The following is a 15,296-nucleotide window of genomic DNA, read 5'->3' as shown; positions in this document are numbered from 1 at the left end:
ATAAGAGCACGCCGTGTGTGAGGTTCAAAAGCCACCAAATGATAAGCTCAAGTCTCGGCGTTGGCCAAAAGAATCTTCAACAAAAATCGCTCACGCCTGTCTCTGGCGCCTAAAGCCACCACATCCTGGGGAACGCCGGTCTACAAGAATTCTCTGATCTTGAGGATTCCTGCCCCTAAAGTGTAAAAAAGGACACGCATCCTGTCAAATTATAAAGTGAAACTTCCATCGGTGGGGGGGTTCTTCATCCCCCACTGATGGTTAGCTGAACCAATCGGACCTTTACGGACAGTTGATCCCCCACCCATCTTCTTTGACTACGCAGAATCTTGATCTGGGGGTCTTTACTTGCCGTTAAGGCGGGATAATTAGGAATGGAATGCTACATCACATAGAGTACCGTATACATGACGTACAGTGCAATAATCACAACTGCCCAAACACTGGCTCCAATCCAGCCACTTACTGTTTTTTTCTTTTGGTAACGTTTTTTAGATGGAGAGGTGGCAGTCCTCCTTCTAGTAATACGACTTTCTATCCTATTGGTTTCATTCATTTTATATAAAAATGCTTGTCTCATGTCATTTGCATGATGAAACTGCCCTGCTAATGCTTTCAATAATATTTTTTCAAATGGCTTTAATTTAGGATTCGTTTTTATTTTTTGAATCAGTTGATCACGTGGATGTTCCGTTTTATTAAATCTTCTTCTTTCAGCCGCATAGATAAAAATCATCATAACAGCAAACAAGTCATAGCTTGGTTCCGCTTTTCTTGTTCCCATTCCCCAATACCCTCGGTCAAAAAACTCGGTGTATTCTTTAATTGAGTGGCCAAGCTGTGTGGTACCCCCAAAATCTAGACACCTTATTCGATAATTTGATTCTGTTATCATGAGATTTTCAGGTTTTAAATCACCAAACACAAAGCCTAATTCGTGTAATCTTGATAAATCCTTTAAAAGTTGCAATATAAATACATACACCCATTCAAAACCTTTATGTCTAATGCTGTCATCTAAAGTTACACCTTTAATACGTTCCATAACATAGAAGTTAATTGTTCCCTTATTAGTGACCCAATCGTCCACATCATACAAATAAGGCCCCAGGGGATCACCTTGGAGCGCTACGAAACGTTTTAATATGTTGACTTCGGAAATTAATGATGATGGGTCTTTACTAAACTTAATAGCCACTTCACCTTGATTTGAATGGGCTAAGTAAACAGTTCCTTGTGCCCCACTGCCTAAGTGTCTCATAATCTGGTAGGTTTTTTTATGCCATTTCCCATAAATTCGCGTACCAGGATGAAGCTTAATATCTTGGTCCATCATCATAGGCTTCATCGTCATGTGAGATTAAATGTCTTCTAGAGCTCGTTGAAAAACTTTTAATGACATCACGTATAGCTGGTCCGGTTGGCGTCACACCACCTGATGCAAGTTTAGAAAACACTTGACTGATATGGTCTATTTTTGGCGTCCATGACATGATTTTTGAAGTAGCTTTTCTTTTCCCGGGAAATGTGTAAAGACAAAATTGATTTTCTCCCATTCGTGAAGTTAAACTAATGGACAAATCAAGCAGGGCCTCCCTAACAGTTGGAAGTTTTGTTTTCATACTTGCACTTGTGTCTACAAGAATGCAAACCTCTAAATTCACTGTTTCACCTAAATCATCGACAACTTCCATCACGCGACCACGTTTTTCAGGAGGAAGGTCTTCCATTGACTGTGAATCACCTAATATATCTTGAAGTTCCTGATTGACGACCCCCTTAATGGTTTGTGTCATAGCTTGTCTCGTCACCATTTGTACCGTCTGAGATAATTGTTTCGTTTGTACAACTTGACTCACACCACCGCCAGCAGAAGCAATATTATCAATTTCCTTCATACCACGATCATCAGTTTCATAGTTTTCCATTACGCCAATGACATTGACAACAATCCCATGCTCTTTTGCCAACGCTGCCATAGCAGCCGGATCCTCGCCTTGGTTAGAACATCCATCAGTAATTAACAAGATCTGCTTTATCGTTCCTTTATTCAACGCTACTCGCTCCTCTCTTGCCTTCTTAATGTCATCTTAGACAAGGAGGTAAATAATTATACGCTTCATTCTTGACTATTGTGCCTTTCGATCAATTCCCTCACCCGTTGAATAGGTTGAAATCGCTGACCATTTTGGTGTATGATGCTTTATTTTTGAGACGACGATCGTCATGTCATCATTAATTTCGCCACTGTTTGCTCGAATCACCTCTTCAAGTAAAAGATCTGCTATGGCTTGTGGGTCATCCGTTTGCATATCTCGAATTTTACGCTTGACCCAAGCCTCTTTGTTCTCGACGTGTTTCGGTGCTTCAAAAATGCCATCACTCATCATAATTAGTAAATCACCCGCTTTTAATTGTTCACTTGCTACATCAATTTCAACATCCTCTATCATTCCCATTGGTAAGTTACTAGCTTCAATCATCGTGATATGTTCACCTCGTTTTACAAAACTTGGATTCGACCCTATTTTAAGAAATTTGACCTTAGCATCTTGTAGGTCAATCATGGCAAGATCTAGAGTTGAAAAGATTTCCTCATTTGATCGTAATGCTAGAATGGAATTAATGGATTTAATGGCTATGGTCTCATTGATGCCAGATTTAAGCACTTTTGATAACAGTTTTAATGTTTCATGACTTTCACTTGAGGCACGCTCGCCATTTCCCATACCGTCACTAATCGCAATCGCATATTTACCAGCTCCTAAACCAAATGTCGTGTAATTATCACCTGAAACATAACCCCCGCCTTTAGCCGTATGAGCGATGCCTGTTTCTATCGTATATTTTTTAGCAGAACCAAAAGCCACTTTACATTGAATCCGTGGAAAGTCAGATTTACTCTCTCTTTCAACAATAATATTTTCTCCGAGTACATCAGAAAGAATTGGGGCAATTAATTTTTCACATTCGCCATAATAATTTGATGGTAACGTCATCTCTATGTCAACAGCCCCTTCATCAAGACTGTAAATTTCTACATTTTCTACATCAAAACCGATATCCTGTAGCTTAAGTAAAATTTGTTCTTCTTGAAATTGATGGGTATCTCTCTCTCTTTGAATCTCCTTTGCAAAATCTCCCATGACTTGAGAGACTCCTTTTAATTGCTCTGCTACAAGCAAGCGGCTTTCCTTCATTTTTTTCTTTAATTTTACGTGTTCATGATAAAACAATTGTTGTTCATGAATGGCTTTCACCACTTTTTCCGGTTTTATACAATGGTGCTGCCACTCCCTTTTTAATTTAGAATTTGTCAATATCGGTGTGTCTCCTGTTTCCTCCATAATTCTAGTCATTAAATCATAGGTTTGATCGAACTTTCTCGCCCAACAAGCTTCTTTTAAAAAACAAGTCTGACATGTTTTTTCGGTCACATTACTGAGAAAAACGTCCACCTCATGGTCAGATTCTTCCTCTTCAGTTCCCTGAAAACTGTTTGATAAAGTTTGAAAGAGGCTAGAAAATTGGGCAACCCGATCAGCCGTAACATCTCTTAATCGCTTCACATACTGTTGTTGTTCTGCTGCGTATTCCTTAGTCCCCGGTATATAAGTGGCCAGTTTTCTTGTCACCGATCTTGGCGTTAACAGAAATAAGAGAATAGCAACCAGAGAATCCCCAGCTGTACCAAGAAGATGTTCATATCCGCCACCATAAAGTCCAATGAGCAACGTTCCAATCATCAGCCCTATCGAGACACCTATCTTTTTACCTTCTCTTAGAAGCCCCCCCAAAAGTCCAGAGAAGGCAAGCAAGCTCATCTGATATAAACTCGTTACATTAGCTAAGCTTAAGATCAATCCTATGACAACACCGACCGTTGAACCAATGGCTGCCCCTCCGACATAACCAAATAATAAGACAACATAACGAGACAAAATATGCTCCATCGAAAAGCCATAAAAATGCCACCCGATCGTACCTGTGAGTACCGAAGCCAACATAATGACAAAACAGATAATTTCTTCATTCTTAAGTACATGCTTTCTCAAATTTACGGATAATAAGGGAACACTCTGCAGGAATATCAGGGTTAACAAGAAAGATAAACTAGCTTCAGTCAGAGCTAACATTTCATTTGACCATAACCATTGTCTATCCGTTATATAAGCAATAGATGAACGGGTAACAAAAGCCGAGCTAAAAACAAGATATGGTAATGTTTTAATGAAGTGATCTTTCGTCCATCGACTCGTTAACCATCGAATGCCCATAAAACATAACATGGCCAATATGGCGAAGGAACCGTTAGGAATAGAAATAGACGATGCTCCTACAAACAAACTTAGAAAAGCGAGTCCTCGCTTTTTCTTCTTCAGAACAAACATCGTCGCAAAGAACGGAATAATAAAAGGAGACATGCTTGATAATATTAAGGCTCGTCCTAATAGAAAGCCAATAATAAGACATCCTGTTTCACTACTGAAAAATAATCTTTCTAACCGAGTTTTTAGGTTGCGAAGAATTCGATCATAGAATCTGTAACCTTGCTCAACACCTGGAGAGATCGCTACAATTCCAACTTGATTTGCACTTTCGAATCGTTGAGTCAACCCTTTCACCACCCCTAATGTATTATTGGTATGTTCTATTTAAACACATTAGACCTTCGTAATTTGTCAAAACATTAGAGAAGATTATAAAAAGTCTTCGACGACTTTCTCAGCACTTTGTCATAAATTGATGATCCATCTCATAGGCGTTTAATTTTCACTTACAAATGACCTGGTTTTTAGAAAAGTAAACTTATAATTTGTGTTCAAAAAGGCGGCGAATTAGAAGCAAGAAGGTCAAGGCGGCGCCGTTTTGAGGACCGGAATGTAGGCTTTTCCTACATGAGGACCGGAAAACAAGCCAACGCCGAGATTCGCAGCTTATCATTTGGTGACTTTTTGAACTTCCTCTTATTTTCGGTTAATTTAAGCATAAAAAAACACCCAGGCACCTGAGTGTTTTTTAATATATAAAAATGGATGTTTACCCTCTACGAGCACCACGTCCACCACGTTTAGATTCGGTTTGTCTTTTTAACGAGGCAAGTCGATCTTCACTATCTTTTAAGAAGCGAGACATTTTGTCCTCGAATGTCGTTTCTTTTACGAAGCGTTTTCCGCCACCGCGTGGAGCTCCACCCCTTGGCCCTCTAGGCTTGGGCTTATCGACAGCTTTTCTAATGGACAGGCCTATTTTTCCATCGGTCTCAACCTGAAGAACCTTAACGGTCACTTCATCACCAACAGTGAGTACATCATGTATATCTTTAACGTAACGATCTGCAACCTCACTGATATGAACGAGTCCTGTTTTCCCGCCTGGTAAATCTATAAAGGCTCCGAAGTTTGTAATACCTGACACTTTCCCTTGCAACTTGCTGCCTACTTCAATTGACATAAAAGTAATGCTCCTCCTAAAATTCAGTATGTAATATTATATTATTATACATAACAAAAAAAGAGCATGTCAATGACTGTCAATATCAAGCTTAGAAAAAATAATTTCGCCTTTTTTGGATAAGAGAAAATCTCGACGTGCAATATCACCAATATAATCCTTATCATGCAATAAACGAATATTATGTTTCAGAGCCTTTTCATCTTCCTGCGAAGCACGAAGTTTCTTTTCGAGATGCTCTTTCTGTGTTAGTTTTGAATCAATTTGGTCTGATTTTGATGAGATGATAGAAGTCAGAAACCCAACAATTACAGTTAGCACAATACCAAATGCCACAAGTCGACGCATGAGTCCCTTTCGCCGCTTCTTTTTAAATTTCTCATAAACTTCCTGCGATTGAACATATTCCGAACGAATATGTCTGACGTCTGTTGTGCGCGCTACCCCCACTATATCCCCTCTCCTCAGTCCGTTCTTTTAAATACCTTGACGAGTTTAGCACACAAGGTGCCTACTTTTTTTGCCACCATATTCACCTTTTGTCTCACTCGCTTTGGAACTATAAACCTATATACCCATTTTAACGGATAGAAAACAAGACAAAAAAGAAAATATAAAATGGCTTTTATTAACCTTAATATCATCTTACATGATATCAGGACAAGCTTCAATAGGGTTAGAAGAGGAAGTATTAGTAAAATTGTGAGACATTTTTTAAGAAAGCGACAAACAGAAACAACAAGAACAATAAATCGTTCTAATATGACGGCATACAGCCGCTCAAAGAGTCCCTTATACATCGCGTAGCCTAATAATAAGGCTAAAAATATATAAAATCGAATTTGGCCTTGATTCACTTTAAGCAAGACATAAAAAATAAGTAGTCCTTGCAAGATCCAGAAAAAAATATCAGTTGGGATTGTGGTCCACATCCATTTTTTATTTGGGTGCATAAAGCGGTGATAGGTGGTTAAACTCACACCAATCCACAATCCCGTAAGTATCATTGCAACCATCGTTGCAAATTGTTCATTGAGTGTCATTTGAATAGTTTGCTAAAGAACCCTTTAGCATGTTCTCCGTCTTGATCATCGAGATAACTAATGTCAAATATCTTACCCTCGATGACAACAATACCTTGCTCTACATTTAAGTTCTGCATCTTTAAGTGACTACCTTTAATCGCAAGAAATCCCATTGTCGTTTCAAGCAAAAATTCTTCATGATCAAAGCTCTCCACATGCTTTACGCCTGTGATTTCAATCTTTTTTCGGCCTTTCATAATGATATCATGATTGGGGACTGGCTTGTCCCGATTTATCGACGACGGTGTATAATATTGATCCATCAGTCTCCCCCCTCTTTATCACATAATTATGAGGGAGTCGTCCAACTTAGAACATAAAAAGAATGAAACATGGTCTCTTGCCTTTAATAGTATCCTTAATTATTCGGGAACCTCACTTACTTTTCAATAGGTTGTTCACTAATTAATTCATATAATGAAGCTGCTTCATCTTTCTTAGCCGTTTCTTTTAAGTTGGTGATTTTGACCGAAACGACTTTTTGGCCAAAATGAATATCGAGCGTATCGCCCACTTTAACATTTGAACTTGCTTTTGATGGTAATTGATTGATTTCAATGCGACCTTTATCCGCTAATTCTTTGGCTACCGTTCTTCTTTTAATCAAACGTGATACTTTTAAAAACTTATCTAAACGCATAAATCAAACACCTCTTATAAAATTTTTCCTGATTATTTTCGATTGACCTTTCTTTCTAACCATCCTCTTTTAAATAGATATGCCTAGAAAGGAGATAAACTTATTTAGTTTGGTTATTTTCCCATAATGATTGAATTTGCTCTCTTGATAAATCACGGAAAGAGTGTTCTCCAAGTTCTTTTTCAACGCGATGAACTCGTGCGGCAAATTCCCTATTCGTTTTTTCAAGTGAAAGATAGGGGTGATGTTTATAGATTTTTGCGATATATATTAAGGTAAATAAGACGTCTCCCAGTCTTTTTTCATCCTTTGATGATGCATAATCATCTATAAGACCTGAAAGCTTCTTCCAAGGATCACCCTCTATTAGCTTTATTCCCTGTTTTTCAATTTGCTTTTGATAGTCAGCCGCCTTTAACATCGGAGGAAGCGCTGCATTAACATTTTGAAGAATGGACTGATCTGATTCTCTACCTGGCTCTTTCTCTTTTACCTGTTTCCAAGTTTCACCCACATCTTCAAGAGTCTGAACCTCTTTATCTCCAAAAACATGTGGATGACGTCTCACAAGCTTCTCGCTCAACGATCTTATCACATCATCAATGGAAAAATAGCCATCATCTTCACCGATCTGTGAGTGGAGCATCACTTGTAATAAAACATCCCCTAGTTCCTCGACTAAATGATGATCATCTTCTTCATCAATGGCTTCAAGAACTTCATATGTTTCCTCAACAAGGTAGGGTCTTAATGACTCATGTGTTTGCGCTTTATCCCAGGGACACCCTTCTGGTCCTCTTAACTGCCTAATGATCCGCCTTAATGAAGCAAATGTATGATATAGCCCTAATTTTTCTTTAATTGGTGGAACATAAACACTCGTCAGGTTGTTAATGTCTCGATCATGATCTAGTTCATGTAAAGAAACGGATACTATTTTCTCATCTTTGTTTCCTGCTGATGTAATCACAATCACTTCATAATCATGAGGCAAATGATCTAATAATGCCAGTTTCACTTCTGAGGCGATAAATTGATCATATACCTGGCAAATAACGAGATGATCATTAAAAGACAAGTCTTCAGCGTCAAAATCCATGGCATTAATAAAGGTTAAGCCTTCAATTGGGTCTATTTTCAATGCGCTAAAGAGCGGATCTAAGAAACTTTGTCCACCTAAAATCTCAACATTAACTTTCTCTTTTTGACTTCTCTCAAGCAATAGTTGGACCGTTCTCTCGGCTACCATGGGATGACCAGGGACTGCATAGGTCAACTCTCCGACTATTTTTACTTGTTCGAATAACGTATCAGCAATATGATCATATACCTCTTCAAATCGTTGATAAGACTCGTAGACATGATCAAACGATGTATAGGTTAAATTTTCTGTTTGTTCCAGCTCTTTAATGATTGGATGATCACTTGTCCGCAAATACAAATGATCCGTTTGTTTTAATTTACGATAGATACCCATGGTAAGTTGGTCTATATCACCCGAACCGAGACCAATCACAACAATCTTATATTCCACGGAGTCAACACCTTTCAATTTCATTTGTGAACAAGCTATTTTCAAGGTATATCCGAAAACGATGTTTTGCTACTTTCGGTTGAATGAATCTAAGCAACGTCAAGTCTCATTTTCACGGATCTTTTTCACAAACTTGTTCATGTATTTATTCAATACCGGTACATCAGCGAGTTCTTCCTCTGTGAACACATTTGTTTTTAAGATGACCAAGAAGAAGACGATAAGCCCAATACCGACGCTTGTTAATGACATAAAAAGAGATTCTAAACGAGTTAACTCGCCTGAAATAAAGAAATGATAAGCAATTACTTTCCAAAACAGAACAGAAGACGTCATGATAAATAAAGAAAAACATAACTTCATGACTTGTGAATAACGCATAACCCAAACGTTTAAAGAGTGCTGAATTAAGCATAAATTTAGGATTGCCGTAATCAAGGATGCACTAACTGTGGCTATTGCTGCACCTGTCACTCCTAGGATGGGCACAAAACACATATTTAAAATCAGCTTGATCAAAAGACTGATACATAGATACATAAGCGGCTGCCAGATCCGTTGCATGGCTTGCAGTATGGTCGAGGTAGCTACAATCATGGACATTGTAAAAATATTCAAGCCCATGATAACGAAGGTTTGTACGCCTAAATGATCATCAAAAAACAAACGACTAACCTCTGTTCCCGTAGCGAGTAGACCTACTGCTGCCGAAGATCCTAACACGATCGTCACTCGCAAGACAAGTGAGATACGATTTTTCATCTGAGCATGGTCTTTGTCATATTTTAACCTACTGAGGACAGGAATAAAAGCGACGGCCATCGTTGTTGCTACGGTCACCCCAAGTTGAATGAGTGGATAAGATCGATCAAAAATTCCTTTTGCTTCTTTTACAGCCTGAAAGTGAAAATGTTGAAGAATTGGAATTAATGATAGGACATCCACAAATTGAAACGCAACAATGGTCATTGATAATATAGAGAAGGTTAGTCCTTCAATGAACAATGATTTAATTAATGGCTTGTCCAAGTAGAAAACGTGAAAAGATAAAGGTTCTTTTATCCTGTATTTCACATAGATCATCATTAAGATCGCAAGCGATACAAACGGCCCCATCACAGATCCAAAAATAGCGGCTCGGCCAAATTCATAAGGTCCACCGTGATGGTGGTATAAAAATAGAGATAGACCGAGAATAATCCCAACTCGAGTAGTCTGCTCACATATTTGGGAAAGTGCGGTTGGTGACATATTGCACATAAGTCCTTGAAAGTCACCGCGAATGATAGACAAAAACGGGATAAAGAGGTAGATAAAAGCTACCATTCGAAGCAGTGATGCTAATTTTAAATCTCCCATCCATTTGGATAGGGATGACGCACCGAAAAATAACAAGAAAAATAATACGATAGAAAATAAAAAAACAACAAAAAATGCATGAATGAATACATGACCGATATATTTTTTATTTCTTTCATTTGCCTCTGATAAATATTTCGATATGACGATGGGAAATCCTGTTCCACCAAGGACAATGGCTAAGGCATAAAACGGATAGACTTGTTGATAAACATAAAACCCAACGTCACCAGCTAAATTTTGATAAGGAATACGATAGATCGCACTTAATACTTTTACAATAAGAGCTGCAAGAGACAAAATAAACGTCCCTTGCCATATCAAACGGTTCATTTAATATAATCACCTTCAATAAGTGGTCGTTAAAATGGATTATATCATAGTAGATAAATTGCTGTATGTTCTTGCAAAGAAGTCATGATAATACCCTAGTTTTACTTACTAACCAAAAGTCTCTTATAAACAATAAAAAGGACTTTACTCATTGGTAGATTAAAATGTCCTTTACAAAGGGTACACTTTAGATTGAGTAAGTCCTTTTATTTATGAAAAAAGATCATCACTAACTTATGATTAATAAGAAAAATTTTAGTTCTCCATTTGTCTAGCCAAGAAACCTGCAGCTGTTTCGGCCAACTTCAATTCAACTTGTCCTATCGTTTTTTGGTCTTTCATAATTAAAATGGTCGTCCCAATTGGATCTCCACCTGCAATAATAGGTGCAACAACATAAGGCCCGGTCAAATCATCGTGTCCTTCAATGAGTTCACTACCTTGCTTTTCTTCAAAAACGGTTTTCCGTTGATTCATGGCATCTTCAACAATTGGGGCTATATTCTTGTTTAAGTAATCTTTTTTTGACCCGCCGGAAACGGCTATTATAGTGTCACGATCTGTTACAAAAACCAAACAACCTGAGTTTTCTGCAAGTGATTCTGCATATTCACTTGCAAAATCACCAAGTTCACTTATTGGAGAATATTTTTTCAGAATCACTTCCCCATCTCGGTCGACAAAGATTTCTAACGGATCCCCTTCACGAATACGTAAAGTTCTCCTTATCTCTTTTGGTACAACGACCCTTCCCAAATCGTCTATTCGACGAACTATGCCAGTTGCTTTCATACAATTTCCTCTCTTTCATGAATGTGAGTAAAGATTATGTCAACAAGAGTAAATGTTAATTCTATTGCTAGTATTTTACTTATCTGCTCGAACTATTCATGAAATTGGAAAATAAACGTATGCTGACAACCTGGCTAGTTAACCTACTTTTTCTTCTTCTAACTGAGATTGATATATCCTTTCTAAAGGCTTTAAAAAGTCATTTAGAGAGGCGCTAGATGCCCTGTTTGCTGTTTTAATGGTTAATTTGATTTTTTGCCCTTCAGCTCCAAGCCCAATACCTTTTCCCAGTTGTGCGACCGTTTCAAATAATTTCACACGATCAATTTTTTTCGATCCATCTTCTGAGAAAGTAAGTTGTAATTGTTGTTTATTCTGCTTAATCCGCTCAACAAACAACCGTTCTGCAATGACTTTAATTTTTGAAGCCGTGAATAATTCATCGACTTCTGCTGGGTAATCACCAAACCGATCGATCATTTCATCTTGTAGTTCAGCAATATCTTTCATTGAGTCTATGTCTTTAAACCGTTTGTACATATCTATTTTTTGCAGAGAATCCTCGATATAGCTATCCGGGATATAGGCATCAGATTCAATATCTAATATCACTTGATCCTGAGCTTTTTCTTGAACCTGGCCTCTTTTTTCATTCACTGCATCTTCAAGCATTTTGGAATAGAGATCAAATCCAACCGAATCGATAAACCCATGCTGCTCGGCACCGAGTAAATTTCCTGCCCCTCTGATAGACAAATCTCGCATGGCAATCTTAAATCCTGATCCAAGCTCTGTAAATTCTTTAATCGCCTGTAATCGCTTTTCAGCAGCTTCATTGATCACTTTGTCCCTTTCATACGTGAAATACGCATAGGCAACCCGATTTGACCGACCTACACGCCCACGCAATTGATAGAGTTGCGATAATCCCATCCTATCAGCATGATGAACGATCAATGTATTCACATTCGGGATATCCACCCCTGTTTCTATAATGGTCGTACTGACTAAAACATCATAAGCCCCTTCTAAGAAGTCTATCATAGTGGATTCGAGTTCTGTTTCTTTCATTTGACCATGGGCAAATGTCACTTTTGCATCCGGGACGAGCGTAGAGATTTGTTCTGCCATTCTTTGAATGGTTTCGACACGGTTATAAAGGAAATAAACTTGTCCCCCGCGTGCGAGTTCCCGCTCAATAGATTCTTTAATAAGAGCTCCATTATATTCCGTTACATAGGTTTGTACCGGAAAACGATTCTCAGGAGGCGTTTCAATAACTGATAAATCACGAACGCCAAGCATCGACATGTGAAGTGTTCTTGGAATCGGTGTTGCCGTTAATGTTAAAACGTCAACATTCGCTTTTAACTTTTTAATTTTCTCTTTATGCGTCACTCCAAAACGTTGCTCTTCATCCACAATCAGTAAACCAAGATCTTTGTATACGACATCTTTAGATAAAAGACGATGAGTCCCAATAACCATATCAACCGTGCCTTTTTTGAGTCCATCAAGGACCTCTTGTTGTTGTTTTCGACTACGGAATCGGCTTAATAAACCAATATTCACAGGAAAATCCTCAAAACGCTCAAGTGATGTCTCAAAATGTTGTTGAGCAAGAATCGTTGTTGGAACAAGAAAAGCCACTTGTTTACCATCTGCTATGGCCTTAAATGCGGCTCTTAGGGCTACCTCTGTTTTACCGTAACCGACATCACCACACAAAAGTCGATCCATTGGACGTGTCTTTTCCATGTCTTTTTTAATTTCCTCAATGGCCTGTAATTGATCGTCTGTTTCCTGATATGGGAAAGCAGCATCAAAAGCTTGCTGTTCATTACCATCTGGACTAAAGGCATACCCTTTGCTTGCTTCTCTCTCAGCATACAATTTAATTAAATCATCGGCGATATCTTGAATCGATGACTTGGCCTTTCGTTTAACCTTTTTCCATTCAGTTCCTCCAAGAGCATAAAGCTTGGGCTCTTTTCCATCTGATCCAACGTATTTTTGGACCTGATCGATATGTTCAACTGGGACATATAGTTTATCGTTCCCTTTATAAACGATATGCATATAGTCTTTGTGAATGCCGTTAACTTCAAGGGTCTGGATGCCTATATACTTACCAATCCCATGATCAATATGGACGACATAATCACCAATATTGAGTTCATTGTAGTTTTTCAATCTTTCAGCATTGGTTAACTTCTTGTTACGGCGAGACTTCTTAGTGACTTTGCGGTTAAATATTTCCTTTTCAGTGATAACAGCCAATTTTTGGGCGGGAAGTTCAAACCCACTTTCTAGATGTCCGATCGTAATGTGATTAACAGATGCTTGAGGAACGGATTTACGTTCAATGTAATGAGCATCAATATGATAATCTTTTAAAACATTTTCCAGTTTTATGGCTCTTTCTTTACTGGAAGCTAAAAAAACAACGGCATAGTTGCTCTTCTGCCAACGTTCACATTCAGTATGAAGAAGATTAATTTGTCCATGGAAGTTTTGCATCGTACGACAAGATACATTCAAAATATTCTGAGGCTGAATATGGCCATGGTGCCTTAAGAAAAGAGACAGTAATAGCGTGGGTTGATGCATTTCCTCAAGGATGATATTCCAATTTTTAGACAAAGTAATATCTCGTACCATTTCGCCCTTTTGAAGCAGTGCGGTTTGCCATTCCGCCTCCTCACGATCTAGCTGATCCGAAGTCTCTTGAACTCTACTAACTTCATCTATAACAATCAAACTATTAGCAGGTAAATAATCAAGAATGGTCGTTTGTTTTTTGTAAAGAAGGGCTATGTATTTTGAAATCCCTTGAAAGATTTGTCCTTGTCTTAATGCTTCGATTTCTTCTCCTATATGCGTACTTAACGCTTCTTTAACCGTTTTGTCCTTTACTTTCTGGAGTGTTTTTGATAATGCGCTTTCAAGTTCTTCCTGTAGCTGTTCTATTTGTTCGGGAAATAGGATCATTTCTTTAGCTGGCCCGATCGTTATTTGATTAATTTTTTCTTGTGAACGCTGCGTATCACTATCAAAATAACGGATAGAATCTATCTCATCATCAAAAAGTTCAATACGAACCGGCTGGTCTTCTGTTAATGGATAAACATCAATAATGCCCCCACGTACACTGAATTCTCCTGGAGATGTGACCATTGTTTCCCTAACATAACCTGTACTTACAAAGTGCTGCACGACTTCCTTTAGATCAATCACGTCACCGATTGAAAAAGATTGCATACCAGCTTTCCACAGATAAGACGGTGCTAGTAAACGTTTAAAACCTGCAATAGGTATAATAATAATGGCTTTTTCTTTTTTAACCAAATGATTTAAAACATCGATACGCCCTGAAAGTAGCTCTGGACTTGAGATGGCAATCTCTGAGGCTATTAAATCATTGACTGGGTATAAATAAATTGATTCAGATTCAACAAGGTCCTCCAAATCATCATATAATTTCTGAGCTTGCAGTAAATTATGTGTGACAACAACCATTGTTTTATCACTTTTTAAAAATAATGAGGAAAGCCATAAAGACTTAGCACTACCTGCTAAGCCAGAAACAAGCTGATTCTTCATTCCTTCATTGTAACCTTCTAGTATCATATCAACATCTTGAATATGATTTTCAAAATATGTTTTTAATCCTAACACAGGCATATCCCTCCCCTTGCCTGACGACTATTTCGAATCTCTATTGTCATTGTATGAAAGTCTCCCATTGATGATACTCAGGATATTTATCTAATGTTTCCTGACAATCTTCACAAATCGCCATGACTTGAATTTGTCCTTCTTGATTAGATTGTATCATCTCTTGTCTTTCATGATCTGTTAAATGATCAAAACCAAGGGTGCTTTCTTCGATGTGATCAGATCTAATACTTCCTATTTTTGCCCCGCAATGACGGCATTTATAGATAATATTCATCGGTGCCCTCCTAACGTTGTTAATACTATTTTAGTATCACCACGTCAAAGAGCATTTATTCTATTTTAACGGTGAATTTAAAAAAGGACAATAAAGAAGACTATAAAATGAAACTTTACTCAGGTGGGGTTTTCTTTATCCCCT

General features: G+C 38.0%; 13 protein-coding genes. All 13 read right to left on the bottom strand.

From position 1 onward, the window contains the following. Positions 1-382: 382 nt before the first annotated feature. Positions 383-1,354, bottom strand: coding sequence for a serine/threonine protein kinase (locus tag GMB86_RS13380; RefSeq protein WP_230459119.1), 972 nt, complete (start codon positions 1,352-1,354; stop codon positions 383-385). Beyond that, a complete protein-coding gene (locus tag GMB86_RS13375) occupies positions 1,317-2,054 on the bottom strand; it encodes a vWA domain-containing protein (RefSeq protein ID WP_155220751.1) in 738 nt (245 codons plus the stop codon). The genes GMB86_RS13380 and GMB86_RS13375 overlap by 38 nt, the downstream gene beginning before the upstream one ends. A gap of 75 nt (positions 2,055-2,129) precedes the next feature. Next, positions 2,130-4,616, bottom strand: a complete 2,487-nt coding sequence (gene spoIIE, locus GMB86_RS13370; protein ID WP_230459118.1) for a stage II sporulation protein E — start codon at positions 4,614-4,616, stop codon at positions 2,130-2,132. Positions 4,617-5,040: 424 nt separating this feature from the next. Beyond that, complete coding sequence (locus tag GMB86_RS13365) at positions 5,041-5,454, bottom strand: S1 domain-containing RNA-binding protein (RefSeq protein WP_155220749.1); 414 nt, start codon at positions 5,452-5,454, stop codon at positions 5,041-5,043. 69 nt (positions 5,455-5,523) lie between these two features. Further along, positions 5,524-5,904, bottom strand: coding sequence for an FtsB family cell division protein (locus tag GMB86_RS13360; RefSeq protein WP_329602933.1), 381 nt, complete (start codon positions 5,902-5,904; stop codon positions 5,524-5,526). A gap of 14 nt (positions 5,905-5,918) precedes the next feature. Continuing rightward, entirely contained in the window at positions 5,919-6,497 is a 579-nt protein-coding gene (yabQ, locus tag GMB86_RS13355) for a spore cortex biosynthesis protein YabQ (protein WP_155220747.1), read from the bottom strand. Further along, a complete protein-coding gene (gene yabP / locus GMB86_RS13350) occupies positions 6,494-6,802 on the bottom strand; it encodes a sporulation protein YabP (RefSeq protein WP_155220745.1) in 309 nt (102 codons plus the stop codon). Before yabP ends, yabQ begins: the two co-directional genes overlap by 4 nt. 116 nt (positions 6,803-6,918) lie before the next feature. Further along, on the bottom strand, positions 6,919-7,179 hold the full coding sequence (locus tag GMB86_RS13345; RefSeq protein ID WP_155220743.1) for an RNA-binding S4 domain-containing protein: 261 nt from the start codon (positions 7,177-7,179) through the stop codon (positions 6,919-6,921). 100 nt (positions 7,180-7,279) lie between these two features. After that, complete coding sequence (gene yabN / locus GMB86_RS13340; RefSeq protein WP_329602932.1) at positions 7,280-8,713, bottom strand: bifunctional methyltransferase/pyrophosphohydrolase YabN; 1,434 nt, start codon at positions 8,711-8,713, stop codon at positions 7,280-7,282. Positions 8,714-8,812: 99 nt separating this feature from the next. Next, the gene (locus tag GMB86_RS13335) at positions 8,813-10,405 is read right to left on the bottom strand and encodes a putative polysaccharide biosynthesis protein (RefSeq protein WP_155220739.1); all 1,593 of its coding nucleotides are present in this window, start codon (positions 10,403-10,405) and stop codon (positions 8,813-8,815) included. A gap of 255 nt (positions 10,406-10,660) precedes the next feature. After that, complete coding sequence (spoVT, locus tag GMB86_RS13330) at positions 10,661-11,197, bottom strand: stage V sporulation protein T (protein ID WP_155220737.1); 537 nt, start codon at positions 11,195-11,197, stop codon at positions 10,661-10,663. A 138-nt stretch (positions 11,198-11,335) separates the two neighbouring features. Then, entirely contained in the window at positions 11,336-14,881 is a 3,546-nt protein-coding gene (gene mfd / locus GMB86_RS13325) for a transcription-repair coupling factor (protein WP_155220735.1), read from the bottom strand. A 40-nt stretch (positions 14,882-14,921) separates the two neighbouring features. Beyond that, entirely contained in the window at positions 14,922-15,152 is a 231-nt protein-coding gene (locus tag GMB86_RS13320) for an anti-sigma-F factor Fin family protein (protein WP_155220733.1), read from the bottom strand. Between the last annotated feature and the right edge of the window lie 144 nt (positions 15,153-15,296).

The organism is Terrilactibacillus tamarindi, assembly GCF_009718825.1.
Lineage (GTDB): Bacteria > Bacillota > Bacilli > Bacillales > Sporolactobacillaceae > Terrilactibacillus > Terrilactibacillus tamarindi.
Note: the sequence above shows the minus strand (reverse complement) of the source record. Positions and strands in the feature narration are given on the sequence as shown.